Origin of the sequence: Actinoplanes sp. TBRC 11911, from assembly GCF_012933445.1 — a bacterium.
In the GTDB taxonomy this organism is placed as follows: domain Bacteria; phylum Actinomycetota; class Actinomycetes; order Mycobacteriales; family Micromonosporaceae; genus Actinoplanes.
Map to the genome: position 1 here is coordinate 161,304 of NZ_JABBNC010000012.1, position 25,933 is coordinate 187,236.

General features: G+C 69.6%; 24 protein-coding genes. 12 read left to right on the top strand and 12 right to left on the bottom strand.

Annotated features, from left to right (window positions below):
* Positions 1 to 35 precede the first annotated feature (35 nt).
* Positions 36 to 248: a DUF397 domain-containing protein gene (locus HH310_RS19020; protein ID WP_169176983.1), complete on the top strand. Its 213-nt coding sequence runs from the start codon at positions 36 to 38 to the stop codon at positions 246 to 248.
* Between the two features lie 169 nt (positions 249 to 417).
* On the opposite strand, the gene HH310_RS19025 is transcribed toward HH310_RS19020, so the two are convergent.
* The 3 genes from HH310_RS19025 to HH310_RS19035 are packed head-to-tail and all read right to left on the bottom strand — an operon-like array spanning position 418 to position 4,309.
* Complete coding sequence (locus tag HH310_RS19025) at positions 418 to 1,947, bottom strand: hypothetical protein (protein WP_169176910.1); 1,530 nt, start codon at positions 1,945 to 1,947, stop codon at positions 418 to 420.
* A gap of 2 nt (positions 1,948 to 1,949) precedes the next feature.
* On the bottom strand, positions 1,950 to 2,594 hold the full coding sequence (locus tag HH310_RS19030; RefSeq protein ID WP_169176911.1) for a PilW family protein: 645 nt from the start codon (positions 2,592 to 2,594) through the stop codon (positions 1,950 to 1,952).
* Entirely contained in the window at positions 2,594 to 4,309 is a 1,716-nt protein-coding gene (locus HH310_RS19035) for a putative Ig domain-containing protein (protein ID WP_169176912.1), read from the bottom strand. The genes HH310_RS19030 and HH310_RS19035 overlap by 1 nt, the downstream gene beginning before the upstream one ends.
* 147 nt (positions 4,310 to 4,456) lie before the next feature.
* Between HH310_RS19035 and HH310_RS19040 the strand changes: the two genes are divergently transcribed.
* Positions 4,457 to 4,981: a GNAT family N-acetyltransferase gene (locus HH310_RS19040; RefSeq protein WP_169176913.1), complete on the top strand. Its 525-nt coding sequence runs from the start codon at positions 4,457 to 4,459 to the stop codon at positions 4,979 to 4,981.
* Here the strand turns inward: HH310_RS19040 and murQ are convergent.
* Together murQ and HH310_RS19050 are read right to left on the bottom strand one after the other, a co-directional pair.
* On the bottom strand, positions 4,934 to 5,911 hold the full coding sequence (gene murQ, locus HH310_RS19045) for an N-acetylmuramic acid 6-phosphate etherase (protein WP_169176914.1): 978 nt from the start codon (positions 5,909 to 5,911) through the stop codon (positions 4,934 to 4,936). The genes HH310_RS19040 and murQ overlap by 48 nt on opposite strands.
* A complete protein-coding gene (locus HH310_RS19050) occupies positions 5,908 to 6,837 on the bottom strand; it encodes a MurR/RpiR family transcriptional regulator (protein ID WP_169176915.1) in 930 nt (309 codons plus the stop codon). The genes murQ and HH310_RS19050 overlap by 4 nt, the downstream gene beginning before the upstream one ends.
* A gap of 79 nt (positions 6,838 to 6,916) precedes the next feature.
* Here HH310_RS19050 and HH310_RS19055 point away from each other — a divergent pair, with 79 nt between their 5' ends.
* A complete protein-coding gene (locus HH310_RS19055; RefSeq protein WP_211192329.1) occupies positions 6,917 to 7,897 on the top strand; it encodes an N-acetylglucosamine kinase in 981 nt (326 codons plus the stop codon).
* Here the strand turns inward: HH310_RS19055 and HH310_RS19060 are convergent.
* Positions 7,876 to 9,132, bottom strand: a complete 1,257-nt coding sequence (locus tag HH310_RS19060; protein ID WP_312034208.1) for a DUF1343 domain-containing protein — start codon at positions 9,130 to 9,132, stop codon at positions 7,876 to 7,878. The two genes, HH310_RS19055 and HH310_RS19060, sit on opposite strands and share 22 nt — an antisense overlap.
* A gap of 292 nt (positions 9,133 to 9,424) precedes the next feature.
* Here HH310_RS19060 and HH310_RS19065 point away from each other — a divergent pair, with 292 nt between their 5' ends.
* From HH310_RS19065 to HH310_RS19085, 5 genes are all read left to right on the top strand, one after another.
* Complete coding sequence (locus HH310_RS19065) at positions 9,425 to 11,059, top strand: serine hydrolase (RefSeq protein ID WP_169176916.1); 1,635 nt, start codon at positions 9,425 to 9,427, stop codon at positions 11,057 to 11,059.
* A 23-nt stretch (positions 11,060 to 11,082) separates the two neighbouring features.
* Positions 11,083 to 12,483, top strand: coding sequence for an N-acetylglucosamine/diacetylchitobiose ABC transporter substrate-binding protein (gene ngcE, locus HH310_RS19070; RefSeq protein WP_211192330.1), 1,401 nt, complete (start codon positions 11,083 to 11,085; stop codon positions 12,481 to 12,483).
* Between the two features lies 1 nt (position 12,484).
* The gene (locus HH310_RS19075; protein ID WP_169176917.1) at positions 12,485 to 13,390 is read left to right on the top strand and encodes a carbohydrate ABC transporter permease; all 906 of its coding nucleotides are present in this window, start codon (positions 12,485 to 12,487) and stop codon (positions 13,388 to 13,390) included.
* Positions 13,391 to 14,224: a carbohydrate ABC transporter permease gene (locus HH310_RS19080; RefSeq protein WP_169176918.1), complete on the top strand. Its 834-nt coding sequence runs from the start codon at positions 13,391 to 13,393 to the stop codon at positions 14,222 to 14,224.
* 626 nt (positions 14,225 to 14,850) lie between these two features.
* Positions 14,851 to 15,780, top strand: a complete 930-nt coding sequence (locus HH310_RS19085; RefSeq protein WP_169176919.1) for an NADP-dependent oxidoreductase — start codon at positions 14,851 to 14,853, stop codon at positions 15,778 to 15,780.
* Here the strand turns inward: HH310_RS19085 and HH310_RS19090 are convergent.
* Positions 15,770 to 16,444, bottom strand: a complete 675-nt coding sequence (locus tag HH310_RS19090; protein ID WP_169176920.1) for a TetR/AcrR family transcriptional regulator — start codon at positions 16,442 to 16,444, stop codon at positions 15,770 to 15,772. The two genes, HH310_RS19085 and HH310_RS19090, sit on opposite strands and share 11 nt — an antisense overlap.
* A gap of 61 nt (positions 16,445 to 16,505) precedes the next feature.
* Between HH310_RS19090 and HH310_RS19095 the strand changes: the two genes are divergently transcribed.
* Positions 16,506 to 16,976 carry a nitroreductase/quinone reductase family protein gene (locus HH310_RS19095; protein ID WP_169176921.1) on the top strand — a complete coding sequence of 157 codons (471 nt, stop codon included), beginning with the start codon at positions 16,506 to 16,508 and terminating at the stop codon, positions 16,974 to 16,976.
* Here the strand turns inward: HH310_RS19095 and HH310_RS19100 are convergent.
* Genes HH310_RS19100 through HH310_RS19110 form a run of 3 tightly spaced genes read right to left on the bottom strand, consistent with a single transcriptional unit; the run spans position 16,945 to position 20,640 of the window.
* The gene (locus tag HH310_RS19100; protein WP_169176987.1) at positions 16,945 to 17,673 is read right to left on the bottom strand and encodes an FAD:protein FMN transferase; all 729 of its coding nucleotides are present in this window, start codon (positions 17,671 to 17,673) and stop codon (positions 16,945 to 16,947) included. The two genes, HH310_RS19095 and HH310_RS19100, sit on opposite strands and share 32 nt — an antisense overlap.
* 35 nt (positions 17,674 to 17,708) lie before the next feature.
* Positions 17,709 to 18,215 carry an FMN-binding protein gene (locus HH310_RS19105; protein WP_169176922.1) on the bottom strand — a complete coding sequence of 169 codons (507 nt, stop codon included), beginning with the start codon at positions 18,213 to 18,215 and terminating at the stop codon, positions 17,709 to 17,711.
* Positions 18,216 to 18,234: 19 nt separating this feature from the next.
* Positions 18,235 to 20,640 carry a ferric reductase-like transmembrane domain-containing protein gene (locus HH310_RS19110; RefSeq protein ID WP_248294142.1) on the bottom strand — a complete coding sequence of 802 codons (2,406 nt, stop codon included), beginning with the start codon at positions 20,638 to 20,640 and terminating at the stop codon, positions 18,235 to 18,237.
* A gap of 162 nt (positions 20,641 to 20,802) precedes the next feature.
* Here HH310_RS19110 and cbiE point away from each other — a divergent pair, with 162 nt between their 5' ends.
* The 3 genes from cbiE (at position 20,803) to HH310_RS19125 (ending at position 24,018) form a co-directional block, all read left to right on the top strand.
* Complete coding sequence (gene cbiE / locus HH310_RS19115) at positions 20,803 to 22,065, top strand: precorrin-6y C5,15-methyltransferase (decarboxylating) subunit CbiE (protein ID WP_169176923.1); 1,263 nt, start codon at positions 20,803 to 20,805, stop codon at positions 22,063 to 22,065.
* Positions 22,066 to 22,513: 448 nt separating this feature from the next.
* Positions 22,514 to 23,293: a precorrin-4 C(11)-methyltransferase gene (gene cobM / locus HH310_RS19120; RefSeq protein ID WP_169176924.1), complete on the top strand. Its 780-nt coding sequence runs from the start codon at positions 22,514 to 22,516 to the stop codon at positions 23,291 to 23,293.
* Entirely contained in the window at positions 23,278 to 24,018 is a 741-nt protein-coding gene (locus HH310_RS19125) for a cobalt-precorrin-6A reductase (RefSeq protein ID WP_169176925.1), read from the top strand. Before cobM ends, HH310_RS19125 begins: the two co-directional genes overlap by 16 nt.
* Here HH310_RS19125 and HH310_RS19130 read toward each other — a convergent pair.
* Both HH310_RS19130 and HH310_RS19135 read right to left on the bottom strand, forming a co-directional pair.
* On the bottom strand, positions 23,990 to 24,568 hold the full coding sequence (locus HH310_RS19130) for an isochorismatase family protein (protein WP_169176926.1): 579 nt from the start codon (positions 24,566 to 24,568) through the stop codon (positions 23,990 to 23,992). The two genes, HH310_RS19125 and HH310_RS19130, sit on opposite strands and share 29 nt — an antisense overlap.
* Entirely contained in the window at positions 24,565 to 25,902 is a 1,338-nt protein-coding gene (locus tag HH310_RS19135) for an MFS transporter (protein WP_169176927.1), read from the bottom strand. Before HH310_RS19135 ends, HH310_RS19130 begins: the two co-directional genes overlap by 4 nt.
* Between the last annotated feature and the right edge of the window lie 31 nt (positions 25,903 to 25,933).

Genomic DNA, 25,933 nt, shown 5'->3' on the forward strand with positions numbered 1-25,933 from the left:
CCGAGACAGCCGCATATTGAAGGGGGGTGCTTGGGTTGCTCACGCACCATCTCGACGGTGCGGTCTGGAAGAAGGCCAGCCGCAGCAACGGGAATGGCGGTAACAACTGTGTCGAGGTCGCCTTCCTCGACACAGGGGTCGCCGTCCGGGACAGCAAAGACCGGTCGGGCCCTACTCTCACGTTCACGAAAGCGGAGTGGACCGCCTTCGTGGATTCCGCCAAGGACGGCGAATTCGATATCAGCTAGCGGTTTGGTGAGTGCAGAGCCTACCGACAGGCACGCAACGATGGGAAGTGTTTACGCAAAGTCAACTTGCCACCGTCGGGTGACTGGCCGGTGCCGCAGCGCTTCGCTGGACGAGGCGCTGCGGCATAGGTGAATACGCAACCGCGGAACGATTTAGCAGCTCCGCAGCTCAATTCTCCACGATGTTGGTAAGCGGCGTCGGCAGCTTGAGGTTGGCCGGCGCGTTCCACTTCTGCAGCTCCGAACTGCTGCACACGTCCACTTTCACCTTGCTCGTACCGTCCGAGTGAGTGTCTTTCGGAGTGGCGTTGAGGTCGGTCGGCGACAGGCAATAACCGTTCCCGTCCACGACGCGATAGCTCGTCGCGTACGAGCCGGTGTTGTGGTAAATCGTCCACTGCAGCTCCTTGGCGCTCGTGTCGCTGCCCTCGGGGCACGACACCACCGTCGTGTACGCGTTGGACGCCGTGCTCAGCGGTGATTTGAGGCAGTAACGGCTGTTGGACTTCTTGATGGTGATGATGTCGGTGGACGAGACGGCCGGATCCACCGGCGGCGTGTGCTGCCACATCTGGTTCCAGTCGATGCCCTTGTCCGGGGCCTGCTTGCAGAACCAGGCGATCATGTAGGTGGAGCTCACGCTCTGGTTGGTGACGTCCAGGCACCGGCTGAACTGGGCGTAGTTGACCAGTTGATTGGTGTCGTCGCCGGCCATCCCGGCGCCCACGCTCGGGTCCGAGCGCCAGATGACGTTCGTGCCGTCACCGCTGCAGGCCTTGTTGCTGACGACGACGTAGCTTTTCGAGGTGTTCGGCGACTGCATCGTCATGCAGTAGCTCTCGGTCGTCTGCTTCTTGATGTCGGTCGACCGGAATCGGCTGCTGCCGTCGAGAGCCCACTGGAACTGGTATTGGCACGACGACCCGCATTGCGACGAGTCGATCGCGCTCGGATCGGGGCACGGCTGGAACGTGACGTAGAGGGGGGTGCTGCCGCCCCGATCCGTTCCCTGGCTCAGGCACAGACCGTTCGCGTAGGCCGTCGTCTCCGAGTTGATCAGCTTCAGGAACAGCTCCGGCGTGTAGCCGAACTGCTGGGCCTGACCGCCGCTGCACGCCAGCATCCACACCTTGGTACCCGCCACCAGCGGTTTCGACGAGGTCGAATCCAGACACAGCTTGCCGATCGAGGAGCTGTCGATCCGGATGGCGCCGCCGGGAATGTTGGTGTTGTTGGTGCTGAAGACGTACGTCGCGCTCAGCGTCCGGGCGCCCGAGTCGTTCGCGCCCTTCGACACCAGCTCCGCGGTCGACGGCACCTTGGTCAGCGGACAGTTCAGCTTGTTGTGGTCCGCGTCGTAGTACGTGATCGTGACGTCCCAGACGCTCGAGTCCGGGTTGCTGGCCGGGCCGGTATTCCCCTTGATCACACAGGGCGGCAGGTTCTCCAGCAGACCCGCGGCGCCCTTCTTCGGGTCGTACTCGGCGGCCGCCCGGACCCGGGCCATCAGCACGTCGAGGCCGACCTGGGCGGAGTTGAGCTGCACATTGCGGTCGACCGCGCCCTCGGTCGTGTTGATCTGGCGGACCACGGCCGGCATCAGCATCGCCGACATGCTCAGCGCCAGGGTCACCACGAGCAGCGCCAGCGGCAGCGAGCCTCGTTCGTCCTTGAGGTTCATGTGGTTGAGCCCTCTCACGGTTAGCAGCTGCTGCTCGTCGGGGAGACACCGGACATGTTCTGAGCCGTGAAGACCACGTCCAGCGGCAGGACCACCTTGCCGACGGACGCGTTGAACTGGACCCGGACCTGGAAGTAGTCGGGTGAGAAGTCCTTGCCCAGGCCGGACGCGCCGGTGGTGATCGAGCCGTAGACCGTGCTGTCCGGCGGGATCAGCGTGAACGGCGCCGTCGTACCGCCGATCAGGCGCAGATTGCCGGCGAACGGCGACAACGCCGGCTTGGTCCCGGTGGGGTTCCACTTGCGCCAGCTCAGCACGCGGGTGCCGGAGTCGTAGGAGAGCTCACGGCAGGTCTCCCCCGCGGCCGTGGCGGGCGGCACCGCGTACACCATGCTGTAGGCCGTGCCGGTCGCCGACGCCGAGGAGACCGGCGACGCGACGTAGTTGGCGTACCGCAGATCCTTGTCCAGGCGCCGGAAGCTGTTGTTCACCTGATCCCGGGCGAACGAGGTGTTCACCGTGCGGGTCACCGTCGAGTAGATCTCGGTGACCGCCGCCATGGTCGCCACCATCAGCACGGACAGCACCGCGGTGGCGACCATGATGTCGACCAGCGAGTAACCGGAGTCGTCGCCGGACATCAGGCGCCGGCGCAGCCCCCGCATCACTGGATCGTCCAGATGAAGTTGTAGTTGCTGGTGGACGGCGGGACCAGGGTCGTTGCGACCATGGTGACGTTGTACTGGCCGGTCTTGTTCGGCGTCCCGGAGATGGTCCGGGTGAGCGCGTTGAAGGACATGCCGGTCGGTACTCCGGTGGCCGTCATCGTGCTGGTGAGGCCCAGCAGGGCGGCGTTGGTGTTGAAGGTCATCGACGCCGGCGAGTTCACCGTGGAGGTCGGGTCGGCCGTGGTGAGCGCCGGCGTGGTGAAGACCAGCGACGTCGTGGTCCCCACGGTGAGCACGAAGGTCTTGGTGAGCGTGCCGCCGATACCGTCGGCGACCTTGATCGCCGGAACGTACCGGCCGGGAATCGTCGGCACCCCGGTGATGGCCCCGGTGGTCGCGTTGATGCTCACGCCCAGCGGCAGGCCGGTCGCCGAGTAGGTGAACTTCGCGTCGCCGCCGGACGCGGTCGCCGTCGTGTTGACCGCCGAACCGAGCGTGACCTGCTGGTTGGCCGGCGCCACCAGTTGCAGGGCCGGGTAGAAGCTCTGCAGGAACGTGGCGGTCAGCGGGAAATCGTTGACGCTGCCGGGGTGATCGGTGCAATTCACCGACATGGTGAACGTCGTGCCGGGGCCGCTGTAGGTGCCCGTGATGAGGAAGCTCCGCGGGTCGGCGGTCGTGGCGAGCGACAGGCCGGTGGCCTGGCCGCTGAGCGTGCATTTGAGGTTGCCGGTGCCACCGGTCACCACGACCGGGATGTTCAGCGCGTCCCCCCAGTGGCTCTTGACGTCGGGCAGCGTCAGGGCAGGCTGCGCGACGACGGTGAAGTTCAGGTTCTTGGTGGTGCTGCGACCCACCGGTGTCGTGGCGTCCGTGATCGTTCCCTTGGTCGCGGTGTTACCGAGCTTGGTCGGCGTTCCGGTGATCAGACCGGCCTGGTTCACGCTGAGGCCCTGCGGCATCACCGGCAGCAGGCTCCACGTGTTCGGCAGCGTTCCGCCGTACACGGGTATCGGGAAGCTCGTCGTCATGCCCATGAAGAAATAGACCGGGTCGAGGTTCTGCCGGTTGATCACCGGGAACGGCCGGTTCACGTCGAACGTCGGGTCGGCGCCGTTCGAGATCAGCGTCGACGCGACGTAGGTGCACGCGTTCTGCCGGCAGAGCCGGTCCGCCCAGGTGACGAGCACGACGGCGCGATAGAACGAGAGGTACTTGGAGGCGTCCTCGGTGCTCGCCTTGGTGGCCGCGGGCAGGCAGCTGGACTTCTCGCCGGCGGCGCCACCGATGTAGGTCTCGCACTCCCCGACGAAAACCCGGCGGGTGTATACGGTCTTGTCGACGGTGACCGGCTGCGGATCGGTCGTGATCTCCTCGTCGTTTGTCGCGTAGTGCGGGTCGTAGGCGGGCGTGACCTGGGCGAGGTAGGACGCGAGCTCGGGAATCGCCGGCGCCGCGGCGAACTGGGCCGCCGCCTCCGCCTGGCTGCGGCCACTGACCAGGGCCGAGGGCTTCAGCGCGCGCACCTGTTCCAGGGTGCTGTTGGCGAGCTGCGCCGCGACCTGGTCGCCGCGCTGGAGAGCGACGAAGGCAAAGCTCTTGACCAGGTACGGGGAAACCGACGCCATGACGACGATGACGAGGGTGAGCGCGACGAGGACCTCGATGAGACTGAAGCCGTCGTCCGTGTCGGCAACCAGGTTCTTCCGCATGTCACTCTTTCGCGATTCGCAGCTCTTACTTCTGCGATCGGCCGCGAAGAGCGGTTCTTTAGTGATCATGTGAGGCGGTTCACGTCGCGGAACGGGGCGGACAATGACCCGTGTTACTCAGGAGGATCCGGTTCACCAGGGGGACGAATGAAGGTCGCGTTTGCCACCGGCGCCGATGACATCGAGGAGATCACCGACCTCATCAACCGCGTGTACGCCGACGGTGAGGCCGGCCTGTGGCTTCCGGGCGCCGAGCGCACCACGATCGACGAGGTGACCTCGATCATCCGGGGCGGGGAGCTCGTTATCGCGCGGGACGACGACGGCCGGATCGCCGGGGCGGTCCGGGCCGTGCGGCTGACCGACGAGGCCGGCGATTTCGGCGAGTTCGGGATGCTCGTCGCCGATCCCGGGCGGCGCAACACCGGCATCGGGCGTGACCTGGTGGCCTTCGCCGAGCAATGGGCACGCGACCAGGGCCTGACCCGGATGCAGCTGGAACTGCTCGTGCCGCGGGAGTGGCAGCATCCGGTCAAGGAGTTCCTGCGCGCCTGGTACACGCGCCTGGGCTACCGCCTGGTGCGCACCGGACGGCTCGAGGAGGGCTACCCGCACCTGCAGCCGCTACTCGCCACCCCCTGCGACTTCCTCATCTACCACAAGGACCTCTAGGCGGCTCAGCGCCCGGTGCGCGTGGCCGTGCGCCTCGGTGAGCGCCTGCCGCGCCCGGGCGGCGGACGTCCCGGCCAGCAGCATCACCACCGCGAGCTTCGCGTCGCCGCCCGCCTCGGCCAGGGCGGCCCGGCTGGTCGTCACGTCGGCGCCGGTCGCCTCGGCGAGGATCCGTAACTGGCGGGACCGCAGCTTGTCGTTGCTCGCCTGCATGTCGGTCATGAGGTTGGAGTAGGTGCGGCCCAGGCGCACCATCGTCGCCGTGGAGAAGGCGTTCAGCACCAGCTTCTGCGCGGTCCCCGCCTTCATCCGGGTGGAGCCGGTGATCACCTCGGGGCCGGTGTCCGGCGCCACGTGCACATCCGCGAGCGGGGCCAGCGGCGAGGCCGGATTCGCCGAGATCAGCACGGTGCCGGCGCCGGCCCGCCGAGCCATCGTGAGGGCGGCACGGACATAGGGCGTACGGCCGCTGGCGGTCAGGCCGACGACCAGATCGCCCGCGGCAACCTGCCCGGCCAGCGCCGTGCCCGCGTCCTCGTCGTCCTCGGCGTCCTCCGACGGGTTGGTCAGCGCGTGCGTGCCGCCGGCCAGGTGCGCGACCACGCGGCCGGCCTCGATGCCGAAGGTGGGGATCAGCTCGGCCGCGTCCAGCACCGCGATCCGGCCGGACGTGCCGGCGCCGACGTAGTGGACGCGATGGCCGCCAGACAGGGCTTGCACCGCCAGGTCGACGGCGGCGGCGAGAGCCGGAAGCACCACGGCGACCGCGGCCGGGACGCTGCGGTCCTCCGCGTTGATGAGCCGCAGCAGCTCCATTGTGGGCATTCGGTCGATGGAGACGCTGAGCGGGTTGCGGTCCTCGGTGCGCGAGGGGGGCAGGCGGACCGATGAACCCGCGAACGCCGCCGGGCCGTTCACTCGCTTGTTCATGCACGCCGCCTGTCGCCGCCCACGCGACGGCCGCCCACCGCCGCGTACGTGATCTCCAAGTTCTTGCGGGTCTCCGCGTACGTTCGCTGGGCGACCCCGACGAAGACGCAGTCGATGACGGTGAGCTGCGCGAGCCGGCTCGCCATCGCGCCGGACCGGAATGTCGTCTCGCGCGCGGCGGTGGTGAGCACGAAATCGGCGACCTTCGTAATCGGGGACTTCGGGAAGTTGGTCAGCGCCACCGTGCGCGCCCCACGCCGGCCCGCCTCGGCGAACGCCTCGATAGTGTCCAATGTGGTGCCCGTGTGCGAGATGCCGAACGCCACATCGCCTTCGCCGAGCAGCGCCGCACTGGTGAGCGCCATGTGCAGGTCGCTCCAGGCGTACGCGATCCGGCCGATCCGATGCAGCTTCTGCTGGAAGTCGCCGGCCACGAACGCGCTGGCGCCCACGCCGTAGATGTCCACCCGCCGAGCGCCGGCCACCAGGCCGACCACCTGTTCCAGCACGGCGATGTCGATCTGCGCCGCGGTGTCCTCGACCGCGCGGGCGTCGGCGAAGGCGATCTTCTTGACCACCTGGGCCAGGTCGTCGGTCTCGCCGATGTCGCCGCCGACGTTCGCCTCCGAAGCGGTCGCCTCGTGCGCCCGCCCGGCCTCGGCGGCCAGGGTCAGGCGTAGCTCGGAGTAACCGCCGAAGCCCATCGCCCGGCAGAACCGGATCACCGTGGTCTCCGAGGACTTCGCGCGCTCGGCCAGGTCGCTGATGGTGAGGCGGGCGGCGGTCGCGGCCTCGTCGATGATGACCCGCGCGACGCGCTGCTCGGCGGGCGCCAGCGACGGCAGGAGCCCGCGGGCTCGCACCGTGGTGGACGAGCCGCGGTCCGGGGCGGGAGAAGGCGGCGCAGGGCGCCTCCGGCCAGTCATGGAGGAAATTTTCCTTCGCTGCTTCAAGAGGGGTCAATCATTTCTACCGGTAGCGAACGCTACCCGTTACGGTCACCCGATGATGAGCCGAACGTTGGTGGTGGGGGTCGACGCCGGTGCCACCACGACGCGTTGCGTGGTCGCGACGGTGGACGGCACGATCGTGGGCCGGGGCGCCGCGGGCGGGGCGAACCACAACAGCAGCGGCGGCGACATCGCAGAACGCCTCAAGGCGGCGATGAGCCAAGCTCTGTCCGATATCGACAGACGCGCGGTCGCGGGTGGGATTCTGGGTGCGGCGGGCTCGTCCGGGGCCGGTCGGGCCATTTTCGGTACGGCGTCCGCCGTGGCGTGGCGGGACCTCGATCTGAGCGGCGACGCCGTGCCGGTGACCGATCTCGAGGTCGCGTTCGCGGCCGGTACCGCCGGGACCGACGGCGTCCTGCTGCTGTCCGGCACCGGTGCGCTGGCCGCCCGGTTCGCCGCCGGGGAGCTGGCGAGGCGCTGCGACGGATACGGCTGGCTGCTCGGCGACGAGGGCTCGGCGGTGTGGATCGGGGTGCGGGCCCTGCGGGCGGTGCTGGCCGCCCTGGACGGCCGCGGCGCACCGACCGTGCTCGTCGACGCGGCCAAAGAATTGTTCGCGATCGGGCCCGGCAGCGCTGAGGAGACCGCGCAGGCCCTGCTGACCGCGGCGTTCGCATGCCCACCGGCCGCGTTGGGCAGCTTCGCGCCGCGGGTGGACGTCGCCGCCGAGCAGGGTGACCCGGTCGCCCGCCGGATCACCACCGCGGCCGCCGCGAAGTTGCTGCACACCCTCGACACCGTCGAACCGGACCCCGGGCAACCGGTGGTGCTGGCCGGATCCGTGCTGCTCTCCCCCGGCCCGGTCGCCCGCGCGGTGCACGCCGGCCTGACGCGGCGAGACATCGGCACCGTGCGGACGGCACGCGACGGCGCGGCCGGTGCGGCGGCGCTCGCCCTCGCGCGGCTCACCGGCGCCGCGGTCCGGCCGGACGTGCACGCCCGCCTGACAGGTCACGAGAGGCCACGCGGGTAGAGGAGATAGCGCTGCCGCCGCGCGTCGAAGGCGGCCAGTTCGGCGCGCCACGAGCCCACCACGTCGGCGGCCGGCGCCCCGGCGTCGATCATCGTGCGCAGGCGTGCCGAGCCGCTCAGCAGGTCGATCCAGAACGGACGCGCACCGCCGTCGTCCCGCCAGGCGAACGCCGGCACCTTGCGGGCCTCGACCAGCATCGTCACGGCCGTACGGATCGGGTCGAAGGTGGCCTGGTCGGTGACCTTGACCTCGATCCCGGCGCAGGCCTGGCCGGCGAACTTGCCGAACGTCGGGGTGAAGTACGCCTCGCGGAACGCCACCCCGCTCAGGCCGGCCGCGGCCACCCGATCGCACCAGTGGTAGTCGAAGCCGGGGCCGCCGATCAGCTCGAACGGGCGGGTCGTCCCGCGCCCCTCGGACAGTGTCGCCACGCCCTCGAACATGCCCGTCCCCGGGTAGACCAAGGCGGTGTCCGGCGTCGGCATGTTCGGGCTCGGCAGCACCCACGGCAGGTCCATGTCGCCGGCCCGCAGCCGGCCGATCCAGCCCTGGCAGGCGATGACCTCCAGGGACACCGGGCGACCGGTCTCGGTGGGCACCATCTCGCCGTTGTAGAACCGGGCCAGTTCCCCCACCGTCATGCCGTGCTGCTGCACGATCTCCTTGCGGCCCACACCCGAGGTGAAGCCGGCCGTCATCATCGGCCCGTACGCCGTACCCCCGACCGGGTTCGGGCGATCCAGCACGACGTAGCGCAGTCCCAGCCGGGCCGCTGCCGCCATCGAGTCGTACAGGGTCCAGATGTAGGTGTAGAAGCGCGCGCCGACGTCCTGGATGTCGAACACGACCGTGCGCACCCCGGCCGCGGCGAACATGGACGCCCAGGTGGCCTGGGTGGCGCCGTACGCGTCGTACACCGTGAGCCCGGTGCGCGCGTCGGTGCCGGTGCCCTCGCTGCCGCCGGCCTGCGCCGACCCGCGGAAACCGTGCTCGGGGCCGAACACCCCGCCGATGCGCACCCCGTCGGCGTGCATGCGGTCGACCAGATGACGGTAGTCGCGGCCGACCGCCGTCGGGTTGGCGATCACCCCGATCCGGACGCCGCGCACGGCATCCCATCCGGACGCGGCGAGACGGTCCATCCCGGTGCGCACCGGGATGCGCGGCATCACGCCGGGTCTGGCCGGGATTAGGCCGATGGCGGCGGGCGCGGCGAGCAGGGCGCGCCGCTTCACCGGGCACCCCGCTTCACCGGGCGGAGCCGCCCGCGCGGGCCCGCGCCCCCGAAGCGAACCCGCGCGACCGACGTCATGGAAACCCCCGTGCGCAGAGCCGGAGCGGTCGTGCCGGCACGCTGGCCCCCCGAACGGTCAGCGAGCCGCAGCCACATGGTGCCTGAAATTACGCGGGTCACCGTTCGATGGCAATAACCTTCACCCCTCTTGAAAGTTATGAAGGAAACATCCATCCTACGGGTCGGGGCATTGAGGAGCGTTGATGATGTTGGGGAGGGTGACGTCACTGATCATGACAGCGAGCCTCCTCGTCAACGCGCCCGAAATCACGCCTGACCAGCTCGTTTTCCGGCACGACGTGCTGCGCGCGGGCACCGCCGCGCAGGCCGGGCTGCTCGCCGCGCCGGTGGCCGCCATGCGCGCGATCGCGGAGTCCTATCTGGTGCCGACCGCCGATCATCCGGACCATCCGGCGTACGCGGGAGCCACCGTCCTCGCCGCGCGCAACGGGGTCGTCGTGCAGCGTTTCGCGGTCGGCGACGCGGTCCGGTACGCCGCCGCGGATGCCGAACTGCCGCCGGAGCAACGCATCCCGGCCCGGGTCGACACGATCTACGACCTGGCCTCGATCTCGAAGCTGTTCACCACGATCGTGGTACTCCAACAGGTGGAAAAGGGCCGGCTGGACCTGGACGCCCCGGTCGCGGAGCACGTCCCGGAGTTCGGCAAGCCGCGGATCACCGTGCGGCACCTGCTCACCCACACCTCGGGGCTGCCCGCGTTCCTGCCGTTCTGGAGCTCCTATCCCACGCCGGAGACCCGGCTCACGGCCGCGCTCGCCACCCCGGTCGCGGCCGGCACCAAGCCCGGCGCGCAGTACGTCTACTCCGACATCGGGCTCATCGTGCTCGGCGTGCTGGCCGAGCGGGTGACCGGCAAAGGGCTCGCGCAGGCGGTCCACGACGGGGTGACCGGGCCGCTGGCGATGCGCGACACGGGCTTCAACCCGGCACCGGAGACTCGCGACCGGATCGCGGCGACGGAGGTCGAGGCGTACGCGGGAAGGGGTTTGGTCTGGGGTGTGGTGCACGACGAGAACGCCTGGAGCCTGGGCGGCGTCGCGGGCCACGCCGGCGTCTTCTCCACCGTCGATGACCTGGCGATCCTCTGTCAGACGCTGCTCAACGGCGGGGCGTACCGGGGAACGCGGATCCTCTCCGAACGGATGGTCCGCGCCGCGCTGGTGAACTACAACGAGGGCATCGAGGACAGGTTCCCGGACAGCGATCGCGGGCTCGGCTTCGAGCTCGGCAAGCACTCCTATATGGACGCGATGGCGTCGCCGGTGACGTTCGGGCACACCGGATTCACCGGCACGTCCGTGGTCATCGACCCGATCGCGCACTCGTTCCTGATCCTGCTGAGCAACCGCGTGCACCCGGACCGGAACTGGGGCACGAACACGGTGGCGCGACGCGCGTTGGCCCGCACGTTCGCCGAGGCGATCCCGATCGGCCACGGCTGGCACACGGCAGGGAAGGACAACGCGAGCCTCACCCTCGTCGGGCATCTGCCGCGACCCGCGCCCATCGGTGCCATCGCTTCCTTCCTGCTTTGGTACGACACGGAGCCGCGCTACGACACCGCACACATCGAGACGTCGGCCGATGGCGGGGCGAGCTGGCGGCCGTTGCCGATGACACTGCGCGCGGGCCACGACGGGTTCACCAGCGACGGCAGCCTCACCGGTTACGGCGGACGGAAATGGTGGCACGTCACCGCGGCGGTCCCGGCGGGCACCACCGATCTGCGCTGGAGCTACCGGACCGACGTCAGCGCCCGGGGCCGCGGCGTTCACCTCGACCACGTGCACGTCACCGGCTCCGGCGCGCCGGACATGGCGGCCGACGGCTGGACCTTCTCATGACCACGTAGCGGGAGGCAGCGGAGATGGCACATTCGATCAGCCGGCGCGGACTGTTGCAGGGGGCGGCGGCGGCCGGCGTGGGCGCGCTCACCGCCGGGTGCGCGACCGGTGGTGGCGGCGACGACGAGGGCGCCAAGGGGTCGGCGAACGCGAACAATCCGCTGGCAGTCAAGGAGGACGCGCCGCTCGAGGTGGTCATCTTCAACGGCGGGTTCGGTGAGGACTATGCCAAGGCGCACGAGGCGATGTACGCCGAGCGCTACCCGAAGGCGCAGATCAAGCACTCGGCCACGCAGCAGATCGGCGAGACGTTGCAGCCGCGGTTCGTGGCCGGGGACCCGCCGGACGTCATCGACAACTCCGGCAGCAGCCAGATCGACCTCGGCGGTCTCGTCTCCCAGAACGCGCTGACGGACCTCGGCGATCTGCTGAACGCGCCGAGCCTGGACGTGCCCGGCAAGACCGTCAAGGACACGTTGCTGCCGGGCATCGTGGACGTCGGGTCGTACGACGGGAAGTTTCTGGTCCTGAATTACGCCTACTCGGCGTACGGGATCTGGTATTCGGAAAAGCTGTTCTCCGCCCGCGGCTGGCAGTATCCGCGGACCTGGGACGACATGATCGCGCTGTGCCGGGAGATCAAGGCGAGCGGCATCGCGCCGTGGACCTACACGGGCGTGCACGCGCGGTACATGAGCTGGCCGATCCTGTCCGCGGCCGCGAAAATGGGCGGCGTCGACGTGCTGAAGGCGATCGACAATCTGGAGCCGAACGCGTGGCGGCACGACGCGGTGAAGGCGGCCGCGGACGCGTACTACCAGCTCGCGGCCGACGGCTTCCTGGAGGCCGGCGCGCCGGGCATGGACCACATCCAGTCGCAGACCGAGTGGTGCCGGGGCAAGGCCGCGTTCATCTCGTGCGGGTCCTGGCTGGAGAACGAGCAGAAGGCCGTCACCCCGGCCGATTTCGCGATGGCGGTCGCGCCCACGCCCAGCCTCACCACCGGCGACAAGCTGCCGTTCGCGGCCTTCCGCGGCACCGGCAGCGAGCCGTTCATCGTGCCGGCCAAGGCGAAGAACGCGCGCGGTGGCCTCGAATACCTGCGGGTGATGCTGTCCAAGAAGGGCGCGGCCGACTTCACCCGCAAGGTCTCCAGCCTCACCGCGGTTTCCGGGGCCAGCGACGGGATCCCGCTGCCGACCGGCCTCACCTCGGTCACCAAGATGATCGGCGCGGCCGGGCCGGACACGTTCAACTGGCTCTACAACTCGTTCTATCGCAAGCTGGAACGGCAACTGGTCAACGCGGCGTGCGCCGACATGTTCGCCAAGCGCATCAACGCTTCGCAGTGGGTGGACCGGTGCCAGCAGGCCGCCGACTCGATCGCCAAGGACTCGTCGATCAAGAAGTACAAGCGGGTCTGAGGTGCGGGGCAAACGGCTGTTCATCGCCGTCTTCCTGATTCCGCCGCTGCTCCTCTACGGCATTTTCGTCATTTCCCCGTACGCCCAGGCGTTCCAGATCTCCGGCACCGATTGGGGCGGGCTGACACCGGACTTCGAGTACGTGGGGGTGGCCAACTTCCGGCGGCTGCTCGGCGACGGGGTGTTCTGGAACGCGTTGCGGCACAACGGTTTGCTTCTGGTGCTGCTGCCCGTGACAACCATCCTGTTAGGACTCTTCTTCGCCTCGATGATCAGCGTGGGCGGGCGGCGGGACCGGGTCGGCGTGCACGGTGTGCGGGGCGCGGGGTTCTATCGGGTGGTCTACTTCTTCCCGCAGGTGCTGTCGGTGGCCATCATCGGCGTGTTGTGGAAGCAGATGTACGCCCCTAGTACCGGCTTGATAAATGGGACATTTCGGGCGGTTGGGCTGGACGCTTGGGCCACGCCGTGGCTGGGTGACCCGCGGTTCTCCTTCTGGTGCGTCTTCGCCGTCATGTTGTGGATGAACGTCGGCTTCTACGTGGTGCTGTTCAGCGCGGCGATGCAGTCGATTCCGCGCGACATCTACGAGGCGGCGCTGCTCGACGGGGCCGGCCGGGTGTCCACGCTGTTCCGGGTGACCGTGCCGCTGGTCTGGGACACCATCCAGGTCGCCTGGGTCTATCTGGCGGTCATCGCGATCGACGGGTTCGCGATCGTGCAGATCATCACGGACGGCGGGCCCGGGTTCTCCTCGGACGTGGTGGGGCTGCGGCTCTACAAGACGGCGTTCACCGACGCGCAGTTCGGGTACGCGTCGGCGATCGGGGTGGCGATGTTCTTCCTGACCCTGACGGTGGCGGCGGCCTTCCTGCGGGTGACGCGGCGCGATCGGGTGGAGCTCTGAGTGGCCGCCCGCCGTCCGGTCTTCTCGCACGTGTTCCTGGTCGGCTGGGCGCTGCTGACCACGTTGCCGCTGGCGTGGGCGGTGCTGAGCTCGTTCAAGAGCGACGAGGAGATTCTGACCGACCCGTGGGGGCTGCCCTCGACGTTGCGATGGGAGAACTGGTCGCGCGCGTGGGGTTCCGCCCACATTGGACGATACTTTCTGAACAGCGCGATAGTGGTCAGCGGCGCCCTGGTCCTCACCATGTTGTTCGGCGCGATGGCGGCCTACGTGCTGGCCCGCTACCGGTTCCGGGGGCGGCGGGTCGTCTACTTCGCGTTCGTCGGCGGCATGATGTTCCCGGTCTTCCTCGCGCTGGTGCCACTCTTCTTCGTGGTGCGCGATCTCGGCCTGCTGGGCTCGCTGGGCGGTCTCATTCTCGTGTACGCGGCGTACTCGTTGCCGTTCACGGTGTTCTTCCTGACCGCGTTCTTCCGGACGCTGCCCGCCACGGTGGCTGAGGCGGCGATGGTGGACGGGTGTGGCCACTTCGGACTGTTCTTCCGGGTGATGCTCCCGATGGCCCGGCCGGGGCTGGTCAGCGTCGGCATCTTCAACTTCCTGTTCCAGTGGAACCAGTACGTGCTGCCGATCGTGCTGATGCAGGGGGAAGGGGCCGAGAAGAAGTGGGTGCTCGCGCAGGGGTTGACGGCGCTGGCGGTGAACGAGGGGTACCGCGGTGACTTCAGCGGCCTGTTCGCCGGCATGGCGATCGCGATGGTGCCGGTGCTGATCGGGTATCTGGCGTTCCATCGGCAGGTGCAGAGCGGGCTGGCGGCGGGCCAGATGCGCTAGAAGAGTGAGCCCTGACCGTGGTGGTAGGCGGTGAGTGACCTGGTCAGGGTGTGGCAGCGCTGAGGCGCTGTGGCGATTCGTTCGCGGCCGGGCGATTTGTGCGCGGTCCCACTATGTGGACACCGCGGTCACATCGTGGATTTTTGTGAACCTTGGAGAGTTGCGCCCACATACGAGCCATAACTCTCCAAGGTTCACATTCGGCCGGAGAAAGCTGCCGGGCGAAAGCCTCGTTATGTGACAAAGATATTCTCCACAATGGACGTTAGTCTCACATCGCGGACGGTGGGTCCATGATGCGGGCGCGGGTCTCAGCAGGCGGTCACCCGTCTCACGGAATGGAAGCGCCGCGGGGCCGCGCGTCGAGCCCGCCCGTCCAGCGGCCCAGCCAATCCGGCAAATCTCAGGAAATGTCGGATATGCGAGACGGGGTGGCGGGGCTGACCGACGGACGGCGATCAGGTCGCGATCGCCTACGGCCACGGGTAGCGGTCCGTACTCGACGACGTTCGTACGGGAGATTGGATGTGCGCCTCGCGAGCGGCGAAATCGGCGTACTGGGAAGTGGTGGTAGACACCCCCACATAGTTGCGTGACGTCGCATAAGTCTGGGTAGCGTTCTCGGCATGAAAGCAATCTCTGTAGAGGAGTACGGCGACCACGATGTGCTGCAGCTCCGGGAGGTGCCCGATCCCCCCGTGGGCTCCGACACGGTGCGCATCCGGGTCAAGGCTGCAGGGGTGAATCCGGTCGACTCGTACATGCGGCTCGGGTCGATGCACAGCTCATATCCCCAGCATCTTCCGCTGATCCCGGGCTGGGACGTGGCGGGTGTGGTCGACCGGGTCGGTGCCGCCGTCACGCGGTTCGCCCCCGGGGACGAGGTCATGGCGTACGCGCGCAAGGACAGCGTGCAGCACGGCACGTACGCGGAGCTGGTCAGCGTGGCCGACACGGTGGTCGGGCGGAAGCCCAAGGCGCTGAGTTTCGCGCAGGCCGGCGGGATTCCGCTGGCCGGGCTGACCGCGTGGCAGGCGGCGCGCACACTCGATGTCGGGCCCGGTGACGTGGTGCTGGTGCACGCGGCCGCCGGTGGGGTCGGGCATTTCGGGGTGCAGATCGCGCGGGCGATGGGCGCGGCCCGGGTGATCGGGACGGCGTCGGTGGGAAACCACGAGTTCCTGCGCAGCCTGGGCGCCGAGCCGATCGAGTACGGTCCGGACCTTCCGTCCCGGCTCGCCGAGCTCGTCGGCGGTGACGGCCGGGTGGACGTGGCGCTGGACTTCTTCGGGGGCGACGCGTTGAAGCAGTCGCCGTTCCTGGTGCGGAACGCCGCCCGGCACGCCTCGATCGTGGATCCCGCGGTGAAGGAGCAGGGCGGGCAGTACGTCTATGTGCGCCCGAACGCCGACGACCTGAACGCGTTGGCGGATCTGGCCGATCGCGGGCGGCTGTGGACCGAGGTGTTCCGGGAGCTGCCGCTGGCTTCGGCGGCGGAAGCTCAGCGGCTGGTGGAGGAGCGGCACACGCGCGGCAAGGTCGTCCTCATTCCCTGAGGCGTCGCCGTTCCAGCCCCTCCAGCAAGAGATCCAGCACGAAGGCGAACTCGGCGTCGTCGTCACAGACGCCGAGGGCGCCGGTGTGCGAGACCTCGCCGGCCAGTTCCGAGATGTGCGGCAGGGCGGCGACCATCGCTTCCATCTGGGCGATCGTCGCCGGCGGCTGCGCCGTCTCGTTGAACAGGTCTTGGCTGAAGCCCATCAGACGGCTGCCGAACAGGTGCAGGGCGTGGTGGCTGAGATCCACCGAGCAGCCCCCGGCGCGCATGATGGCCAGGACCTTCTCGATGTGCGCGAGCACCGCCGGGGTCGGGTTGTCCTGTGCCTCGAGCACGCGGGCGGCCCACGGGTGGGTCAGCATCGTCCGGCGGGCCTGCATGATCAGCTCACGGAGTTGGTCGGTCCACGGGCGGCCGTTTTGCGTGTTTTCCCCGATGGACGCGGCGACCGCGTCGACCATTTCGGCCAGCAGCGTGTCCTTGTCGCGTACGTGGTAATAGATCGACATCGGGTCCACGCCCAGGTGCTGGGCCAGCCGCCGCATGCTCAGGGACGCCAGCCCGTCGGCGTCGGCGAGATCAACGGCGGCGGCGACTATCCCCTCTCGAGTCAGCCGGCCGGACTGTCTGGTCCCGGATCGCTCTGCGGCACGTCTTGGCACGCGAGAATCCTACGCTGTAGAGTGCCCCTACGCCGTAGACCTACGCCGTAGGGGAGGAACAATGCCCAGCAAGCTACCTCCGAGATGGTTCATCCGCACCGCCTGGGTCGTGCACCGGGTTCTGTTACGCATCGTCGGCGATCGGCGGGGGCTGCGCCGCCCGCGGCCCGGCGGCGGGTTCGGGATGCTGCGCCTGCACACGGTCGGTCGTCGCTCGGGGCAGCCCCGGGCGGTCGTGCTCGGCTACCTGGAGGATGACGACCGGTTCGTCACTCTCGCCATGAACGGCTGGGATCCGGCCGAGCCCGCGTGGTGGCTCAACCTGCAGGCACGGCCGGACGCCACGGTCGACCTGACCGGCGGCTCCCGCCCGGTGACGGCCTATCGCGCCGACGGTCCGGAACGCGAGCGACTATGGGCGCTGCTGCGCGACTGCACCGGCTACGGCGATCTCGAAGCGTTCGCCGCGGGTCGCGGGCGGGAGACGGCGGTGGTGGTGCTCAGACCGCGGCCGGCAGGTTCGTCGTCGTGAACGCGCGGCCGTCGTCGGTGACCACCGCCGACTCGTATCCGTCGGCCGCCCGCTTTGCCAGCCAGGGCAGGCCGCTCTCCCCCATGGCCAGGGCCGCGGTCGCGTACGCGTCGGCCAGCGCCAGGTCGGCGCCGACCACGGTCACCGAGCGCAAACCACGAGCCGGCGTACGCGTCCGGGGGTTGATCACATGATCCCCGCGTTCGTAGGTGCCGGAGGTCGCGATCGCGCCGTCGTGCAGGGCCAGTACCCAGCTGACCTTGTCGGCCTCCCACGGGTGCCGGATCCCGACCCGCCACGGACCGCCGTCCGGGTGCTCGCCACGCATCCGGATGTCGCCGCCCGCGTTGATGTAGTGGCTGGTCGAGCCGCGTTCCAGCAGCCGGGCGGAGGCGACCTCGACGGACCAGCCCTTGACGTATCCGGAGGGGTCGAGCAGGCCACCGGCGTACGCGTCGAAGTAACCGTCGGTGTCCCGCCAGAGATCGGCGCACGCGCCCAGCACCCACCGCAGGTCCGCGGACGCGTCATCCACCGCGAGCTCGCGCCGGCGCACGCGCATGACCTCGCTCCCCGGCTTGTACGTGCTGAAGCGCTGGTCCACCTCGTGCAGCCACGCGCACGTCTCGTCGATGAGCGAACGCAGCTCGGCGTCCGGCCGGTCGTCGGCCAGTTCGATGCTGACCGTCGTCCCCATCACATGTTCGACGTGGCGCACGAGGCGGAACCCTACTACGCCTTGGCGGCGTCCAACGCGGCCTGCAGCGACTCCTTGTACGACTTGCTGGTGTACGTGGCGCCGGAGACCGCGTTCACGTCGTCGGCCGTCTTCGCGGTCAGGGTTTCCTGCTTGAGACTGGCGATCGCGGGCGGGTTGATGGTCGCGCTGTCCCCGGTGAGGGGGAAGGTGGCCGACGCCGCCGCGATCTTGCCGTCGGTCACCCGGATCGAGACCTGGATGGTCCCGTACGGGTTGTTCGAGGCCTTGCCCTTGAAGACGCCGTCCTTGAAGGGGCTCTTCACCGCTTCCTTGTCGACGGCCGGCTTCTTGGCCTCCGGCTTCTTCGACGCCGATCCGGACGGTGGCGCCGACGGCTTGGCCGAGGTGTCGCTGTCGGCCAGGTCCAGCGGGGCCTGCGCGACAACCGGTGCGGCCGGCGGCTGCACACTCAGTCGCACCCCCACGATCAGGGCGGCGCCGGTCAGGGTGCCGATGGCAGCAGCGGTACTCCGTCGCATCGCGAAAACTCCCGGGGGATCAGAACTCGAAGGGGTCGAGGTGCAGCTGGCTGTCCGGAACGTCCAGCTCGCGCAGGGTGGTCACGGCCGCCTCGACGAGGCCGGGGGGCCCGCAGAGGTAGACGTCGCGCCGGCTCACGTCCGGCACCAGGCTGAGCAGGCCGTTCTGGGTGAACAGCCGGCGCGGGCCGGGGTCGTTGCGGGAACCGACGATGTAGCGGACCCAGGCGTCGCGGCTCTCCGCCAGGTCCTCCAGCTCGCCGCGGAAGACGAGTTCGTCCGGGCGGCTGGCGCGGTAGATGACGATCGTGTCCGGTGGCATGTCCTCGAGCAGGGCACGGATCGGCGCGATACCGCTGCCGCCGGCGATCAGCAGGGCCCGCCGGCGGGTCCGCCGCTGCGCGGTGAAGACGCCGAACGGGCCCTCGGCCCAGACCGGCGTGCCCGGCTTCATCTTCGCCAGGCGCGCGGTGTGGCCGCCGACCGCGGTGACGGTGAGGCGCAGCCACTGCGAGTTCGGGGCGGCGGAGAGCGAGAACGGGTGCGACTGCCACCAGCCGTTGCGGGTGAGGAAGCGCCAGCGCATGAACTGGCCGGCCTGCGCGGGCAGCTTCTCCAGCTTCTTGCCGTCGATGTAGACGGAGAAGGTGTTGGTGCCCTCGGAGACGACCTCGGCGACCTCGAAACGGTGCCGCACGTTCAGCCAGACCGGCTCGATCAGGCGGCCCCAGACCAGGGCCGAGATCACCAGCGCGCTCAGCCCCGGCCAGAAGACGGAGGCGAATTTGCCGCTCAGGTCGGCGCCGCTGGCGACCTGGTGGCCGTATCCGAGCAGCAGCACCACATAGCTGGTCAGATGGATCAGGTGCCACAGCTCGTACGGGAGTTTCGCGCGCGCGGCCCGGATCGAGATGAGCGCGATGACCACCAGGATCGTGGTGGCGGCGACGGCGCTGAGCATCTCCGGCAGCGTGGTGATGATCGTCCAGGTCTGCTCGACGACGCCGGTGTCCGCGGTCAGGGCGTAGCCGTAGACGATGAAGACGATGTGCGCGATGACCGCGACGACCAGCGTGGTGCCCAGCCAGCGGTGCCAGCGCAGCAGGTCGCGGGCGCCGACCCATTCCTCCAGCCAGGACACCCGGCTCATCATCAGCAACTGGATGAAGAGGAGGTATCCGCCGACCAGCCCGGTGATCCGGCCGGCCGCCAGCATGAAGGTGGCGGTGTCGTTGACCGCGCCGGCCTGCGTGTCGAACAGCCAGAGCGCGACGCTGGTGGCCAGCCCGGAGAAGAACAGCAGCACGGTGAGGAGCCGGTTGCCGGAGGTCGCCTCGGCCGGCGGGCGGTCGTCGGGGATCGGGGGTTGGGCGGGGCCGGTGGCTTTCCACCCACTCGGGTCCGTCTGCGACTCGAAGAGGATGTCGCTGCGGCGATAGGGATCCTCGCGGTACGGGTCGTTGGCGAGCCAGTTCTCCGGGTCGGCGTCGGCCGTGGGTGCGGTGGCGGGGGTCCAAGAGTCGGTCTCCGGGGCCGGGGGCCAAGGGTCCTTCTCCGGGGCCGGGCTCCACGGGTCGTCTGCGGGGGCGGGGGTCCAGCGGTCATCCGCGGGGGGCGTGGTCCAGGCCTCGTCCGTCGGGGTGGAGGTCCAGGCGTCGTCGGCCGGGGCCGGCTGGCGGTCGTCCGCCAGGTCCGAGGTCCACCGGCCTGATGACGGCGCGTTCCAGCGGTCGTCGGAGGCCGGGGTGTCCCAGCGATCATCGGAGGCCGCGGCGTCCCGGCGATCATCGGAGGCGGGTGCATCCCAGCGGTTGGTGGACGCGGGGGTGTCCCAGCGGTCGCCTCGGCGCCGCGCGGGGGTCCTGGCGTCGCCGTCCTCGTCGGGCGCTGGATGCCTGGGGGCGTGGCGGGCGGCCGGGCGATCGTCATACGGGTCGTCGTCGTAGCGGGTGTCGCCTAAGCGGGTCGCGCCGTGCTCGGTGTCGTCGAAGCCAGCGGTTTCGCGGCGGCGGTCGTCGAAGCGGGTCGCGTCGTGACCAGCGTCGTCGCGGCGGCGGTCGTCGAAGCGGGTGTCGTCGTGACCAGCGTCGTCGGGGCGGCGCTCGCTGCCGGCGCTGTCGTAACCAACGTGGTAGCGCTCGTCGAAAGGGGTGTCGTAACCAGCCTCGTCGCGGCGGCGCTCGTCGAAGCGGGTGTCGTCGTAGCGGCGGCTGGGCTCTGACTCGTCGGCGTACTCGTCGTCGTAGGTGCTGGTGGCGGGGCGCAGGTCGGCGAAGCGCGGGTCGGCCGGGCGGCGCTCGGTGCGGCGGTCGGACCACGGGTCGTCTTCCGGGTCGGCTCGCAGGTCGGCGAAGTACTGCTCGTCGTCGTCCGGCATGGAGCGCTGGTCTTGGGAGCTCTGGAACACCGGCGGTCCCTGCGCCATCGTTCTCACCGTCCCGGTTGTGTCGTGGCACCGGCCACCCCCTGCGGCCGGCGTGACGACCCGGTCTCCGGGAGCCGTCTCGCTGTTGTACGCATGTGACATCGGCATCGCTCAACCAGATGCGGAAAATTCACGGCCGGGACCACGCGCTACGGTCTGAGCGTGCAAGCCGACAACTCCGACCTGGTCACGGTGGTCGGCATCGGCGCCGGCGGATGGGCCGATCTTGCCGACGCGCCGCGCGAGGCGCTACGGAACGCCGGAGTGATCTTCGGAAGCGAGCGCCAGCTCGAGCTGCTCCCGGCCGAGGTGGAGGGCGAGCGGGTGCCGTGGCCGTCTCCGCTGCTGCCGGCGCTGCCGGGGCTGCTCCAGCGCCCCGGGCCACTCCAACAGCCAGGGCCAGTCCAACAGCCAGGGCCAGTGCCGGAGAAGGCTGGCGGGCGATGTGTGCTGGCCAGCGGTGACCCGATGTTCCACGGGATCGGGGCGACGCTGGTGCGGTTGCTCGGGGCCGAGAACGTGCGTGTGCTGCCGCATCCGTCGTCGGCCTCGCTGGCTGCGGCGCGGCTTGGGTGGTCGCTTGCTGCGGTCGACGTGTTCAGCCTGGTTACCGGGGAGGTCGCGGGGCTGCGGCGGCTGCTCAACCCGGGACGGCGGATCCTCGTGCTGTCGCGCGGCGCGGACACCCCGGCCGCGGTGGCCACCGAACTCACGGCGGCCGGCTACGGCGCGGCCCGGATGACCGTGCTTTCCCAGCTCGGCGGGCCGGGCGAGCTGGTCACGAGCGGTATCGCCGGAGACTGGGCGGAGCCGGCCGGTGATCCGCTCAACGTGATCGGGGTCGACTGCGGGGACGGGCCGGCCACGTCGGTCGTGCCGGGGCTGCCCGACGAGGCGTACGGGACGGATGGGCAGCTCACCAAGCGTGAGGTTCGGGCGGTGACGCTGGCCGCCCTGGGGCCGGTGCCGGGGGCGCTGCTGTGGGACGTCGGCGGCGGGTCGGGCAGCATCGGGATCGAGTGGATGCGGGCCCATCCGGCGTGCCGGGCGATCGCGATCGAACCGAACGAAGGCCGGGCCGCCACGATCCGGGCCAATGCCGACAAGCTGGGCGTTCCGGGGCTGCGGGTGGTTGAGGGGCGGGCCCCGGAGGCGCTGGCGGGGCTGCCTACGCCGGACACCATCTTCATCGGTGGCGGGGTGACTCGCGACGGTGTGCTGGAAACCTGCCTGGCCGCGCTGCGGGACGGCGGGCGCCTGGTGGCCAACGCCGTCACGGTGGAGTCCGAGGCGGTGCTCGCGGAGGCTTACCGGAAATTCGGCGGCGAGCTGACCCGGCTCACGGTCAGCCGCGGCTCGCCGGTGGGCGGCTTCACTGGTTGGCGAACGATGATGCCGGTAACCATCTGGTCGGTGACCCGGTGACCGCGACGCTATCTGGGCACGCCCACTCTCGTGGCGCGGATGGCATCTTGAAATCTGGGACGAATCGATCGCATCGTGGGATCGTTCCCAACCTTGGAGAGTTGCGCCCACATATGGACCCTAAGTCTCCAAGGTCTCGTTCGGGGCGGCGAAGCTCGACGGACGAAAGCCGCATGCCGGGAGGAATTTCCGTCCATAGTGGAGATCGATCTCACATCGCGGACTCGGATTCACGATGTGGACGCCGGTCCCAGCCAGTGGGCAGCCGTCCCAGCTTGTGGATGCGCCGATGGAGCCGCGAAGGGGGACGGGCGCGAAACAGCGCACACACGCGGGGAGCGGCGGACGCACGCGAGCGGAGCGCAGACAGAACCCGCCAACACGCCCGCAACGCGGCCACGAGCGGGCGCGGCGGGCGGCGCCCTGGGATCGGACGGAGATACACGGCGTGACTGTCTACTTTATCGGGGCCGGGCCGGGGGCCGCTGACCTGATCACCGTGCGCGGGCAGCGGTTGCTCTCGGAGGCGCGCGTCTGCCTCTACGCCGGCAGCCTGGTGCCCGCCGAGATGCTCGCGGTCTGCCCGCCCGGCTGCCGGCTTGTCGACACCGCGAACATGGACCTCGACGCGATCATCGGCGAGATGGTCGCTGCCCACGCGAACGGCCACGATGTCGCCCGGCTGCACTCGGGTGACCCCTCCGTGTTCAGCGCGGTCGCCGAGCAGATCCGCCGGCTCGACGCCGCGGAAATCCCGTACGCGATCGTGCCCGGCGTGCCGGCGTTCGCCGCCGCGGCCGCCTCGCTCGGGCGGGAATTCACCGTGCCCGAGGTGGCGCAGACCGTGATCCTCACGCGTACCGCCGAGCGCGCGACGGCGATGCCCGCCGGTGAGGACCTCGCCACGCTCGGCGCCAGCCGGTCCACGATGGTGCTGCACCTGGCCGTGCAGCGGATCGACGCCGTGGTGGCGGAGCTGGTCGGGAACTACGGCTCGGACTGCCCGGTCGCGGTGGTGGCGCGGGCGAGCCGCGCGGACGAGCTGATCGTGCGCGGCACGCTGGACGACATCGCGGGCAGGGTGCGCGCGGCGGGGATCAAGCGGACCGCGGTGATCGTGGTGGGTGCGGCGTTGACGGCGGCGCAGTTCCCGGACAGCCATCTCTACTCGGTGAGCCGATCCCGAGAAACTCCTCCTCCCGGTCGGCGGCCATGGCGACCGTCCTGATCCTCGGCGGCACGCGGGACGCCCGCGAGCTTGCCGGATCGTTGCCGGGCCACACCGTGATCAGCTCGCTGGCCGGCCGCACCACCTCGCCGCTGCTGCCGCCGGGTGAGGTGCGCGTCGGTGGTTTCGGTGGTGCCGAGGGTCTCGCTTCCTTCTTGCGTACGCGACGGGTCGACGTCCTGGTCGACGCCACTCATCCGTTCGCGGCCCGGATCAGCGCCAACGCCGCCGTGGCAGCGCAGGTCACCGGGGTGCCGCTGCTCGTGCTGCAACGGCCCGGGTGGGTTCCGGGGCCGGGTGACGACTGGCGTCGCGTACGGGATCTGTCGCAAGCCGCCGCCGAACTGCCCGGGCTGGGCGAACGGGTTTTCCTGACCACCGGGCGCCAGGAGATGGCGGCTTTCGCGGCGGTAAAAGAATGCTGGTTCCTGGCCCGCTCGATCGAGCCGCCGGAACCACCGATGCCGCAACGACTGGCGGTCATCAGAGACCGCGGACCGTTTACTTTGGACGGTGAGCGAAACATCCTGAAAGACCACCGCATCGACGTGCTGGTGACCAAGGACAGCGGCGGGCCGGCGCCGAAGCTGTCGGCGGCCCGGGAGCGCGGCATCCCGGTCCTTGTGGTGGACCGTCCGAGCGCGCCCCCGGGGACCGAGACGGCGGCCACCGTACCGGAGGCCGCCGCGACCATCGCTAGCTGGACTTCTTCACCAGGTCGATGATGTCGGCGGTGGTGCCGACCTCGCCCAGCCGCGGGAAGATCTTCTCGATGCTGTTCTGGTGGGTCTCCTCGTTGAGGTCGCTCACCGCGTCGACCGCGACGGTGACGTTATAGCCGTGCTCGTGCGCCGAACGGGCCGTCGACTCGACGCCGATCGCGGTGGCGATGCCGGTCAGCACGATCTGGGTGACGCCGCGCCGACGCAGGTGCAGGTCGAGGTCGGTGCCGTAGAAGGCGCCCCAGTTCCGCTTGGTGACGATGATGTCGCCGGGGCCGCGGACCTCGTCGACGATCACGTCCCAGCCGTCCGGCCGGGTCATCCGCTGCGCGCCGCCCTCGATGCGGCCGGGCGCCCAGTCCGAGCCGTCCGGCGCCGTGGAGACGTGCACGAGGACGACCGGCAGGCCACGTTCGCGGAAGGCGGCGGCCAGCTCGGCGGTGCGGGCGACGACGTCGGCGGCGGGGTAGGGCACGGTGGGCGCGCCGACGATGCCGGCCTGGAGGTCGATGACGATCAGGGCGGTCTTGGGGTCGATCGTGGTGACGGTCATGCGGTGGAACCTTCCGGGGTTGTTGTCTTCTTGCCGACCTTGCCGAGGGACCGGTCGGCCACGATCACCACGAGCGATATCGCGGCGACCACGATCAGGAAGTAGGCGAGGCTGTGCAGCCCGGCCGTGGTGGCACCATGCTTGAACGTGATGCCGGTGGCGGCGGACGAGACCATCGCGCCGAGGTAGACGAACGTGCGCAGCAGCCCGGCCGAGGCACCCATCCGGTCGGGGTGCGCCTGGTAGTACACGGCGTTCTGGTTGGCCAGGTTGTTCAGGCCCTGCGGCAGGCCCAGGATCAGCGCGACGCCGACCAGCAGCCAGATCCCGCTGCCGGCGTCGAGCACCAGCAGCAGACCGCAGACGACGATCTGGCTGATCGCGCCGACCATCAGCTTCGCCTTGAACTCCTTGCGCTTGCCGGTCAACGTGGACACGCCGATCGCGACCGCGGACATCGGCAGCTGCACCAGTCCCGCGTTGACCGCGGAGAAACCGTGCCCTTCCTCCAGCCACTGCGTGTAGCCGTAGAGGAAGGCGTACGCGATGGTCTGCGCCAGCAGCGTACGGACGTACGTGATGATCAGTGGCACGTTGCCGCCGAAGACGCGCAGGTCCAGGAACGGGTCCTCGGCTCGCCGCTCGCGCAGCACGAACCCGGCGCCGAGCAGGACCATCAGGGCGAGCAGCCACAGGTCGCGCAGCGTCGGGGTCATCAGGTAGAGCATCAGCGAGGTGAGCATGGCCGCGAACAGCCCGATGCCGAGAACGTCGATCGGCTTGCGCTCGCGAGACTCGGTGGCGATGCGCGGCAGCCGCCGGAAGGCCAGCCAGAGGCAGGCGATCGCGATCGGGATGTTCGCCGCGAAGATCGACCGCCAGCCGCCCAGCGCGATCAGCAGGCCGCCGATGGTGGGGCCGACGACGACCACGGTCTGCGCGGCGACGGCCAGGGCGGTGAGCACCCCTTGTGGGCTGTCCACGCCGGTGCGTTTGGCCTCGCTGCGGATCAGATACATGGCCGAGGGGTAGCCGGCGCAGGTGCCTAAGCCGAGCAGCACCCGGGAGGCGATCAGGACGCCCAGGTCGGGTGCCAGCCAGCCCATCACCCCGGCGACGCCGACCAGCACGCTGGCCACCAGGTACAGCGGTCGGGGGCCGTACCGGTCGACGAGCCGCCCGACGACCGGCTGGCCGGTCGCGGTGGCCAGGTAGAGCGCGGAGACCAGCCAGGCGGTCTGGGCCGGTAACGCGTGGAAGGTGACGCCGATCGGGACCAGCGCCACGGAGATCATCGACGAGTTGATCGGGTTCAGGATCGACCCGAGGATCATCGGCGATATCAGCTTGCGATTAAAATTCCCA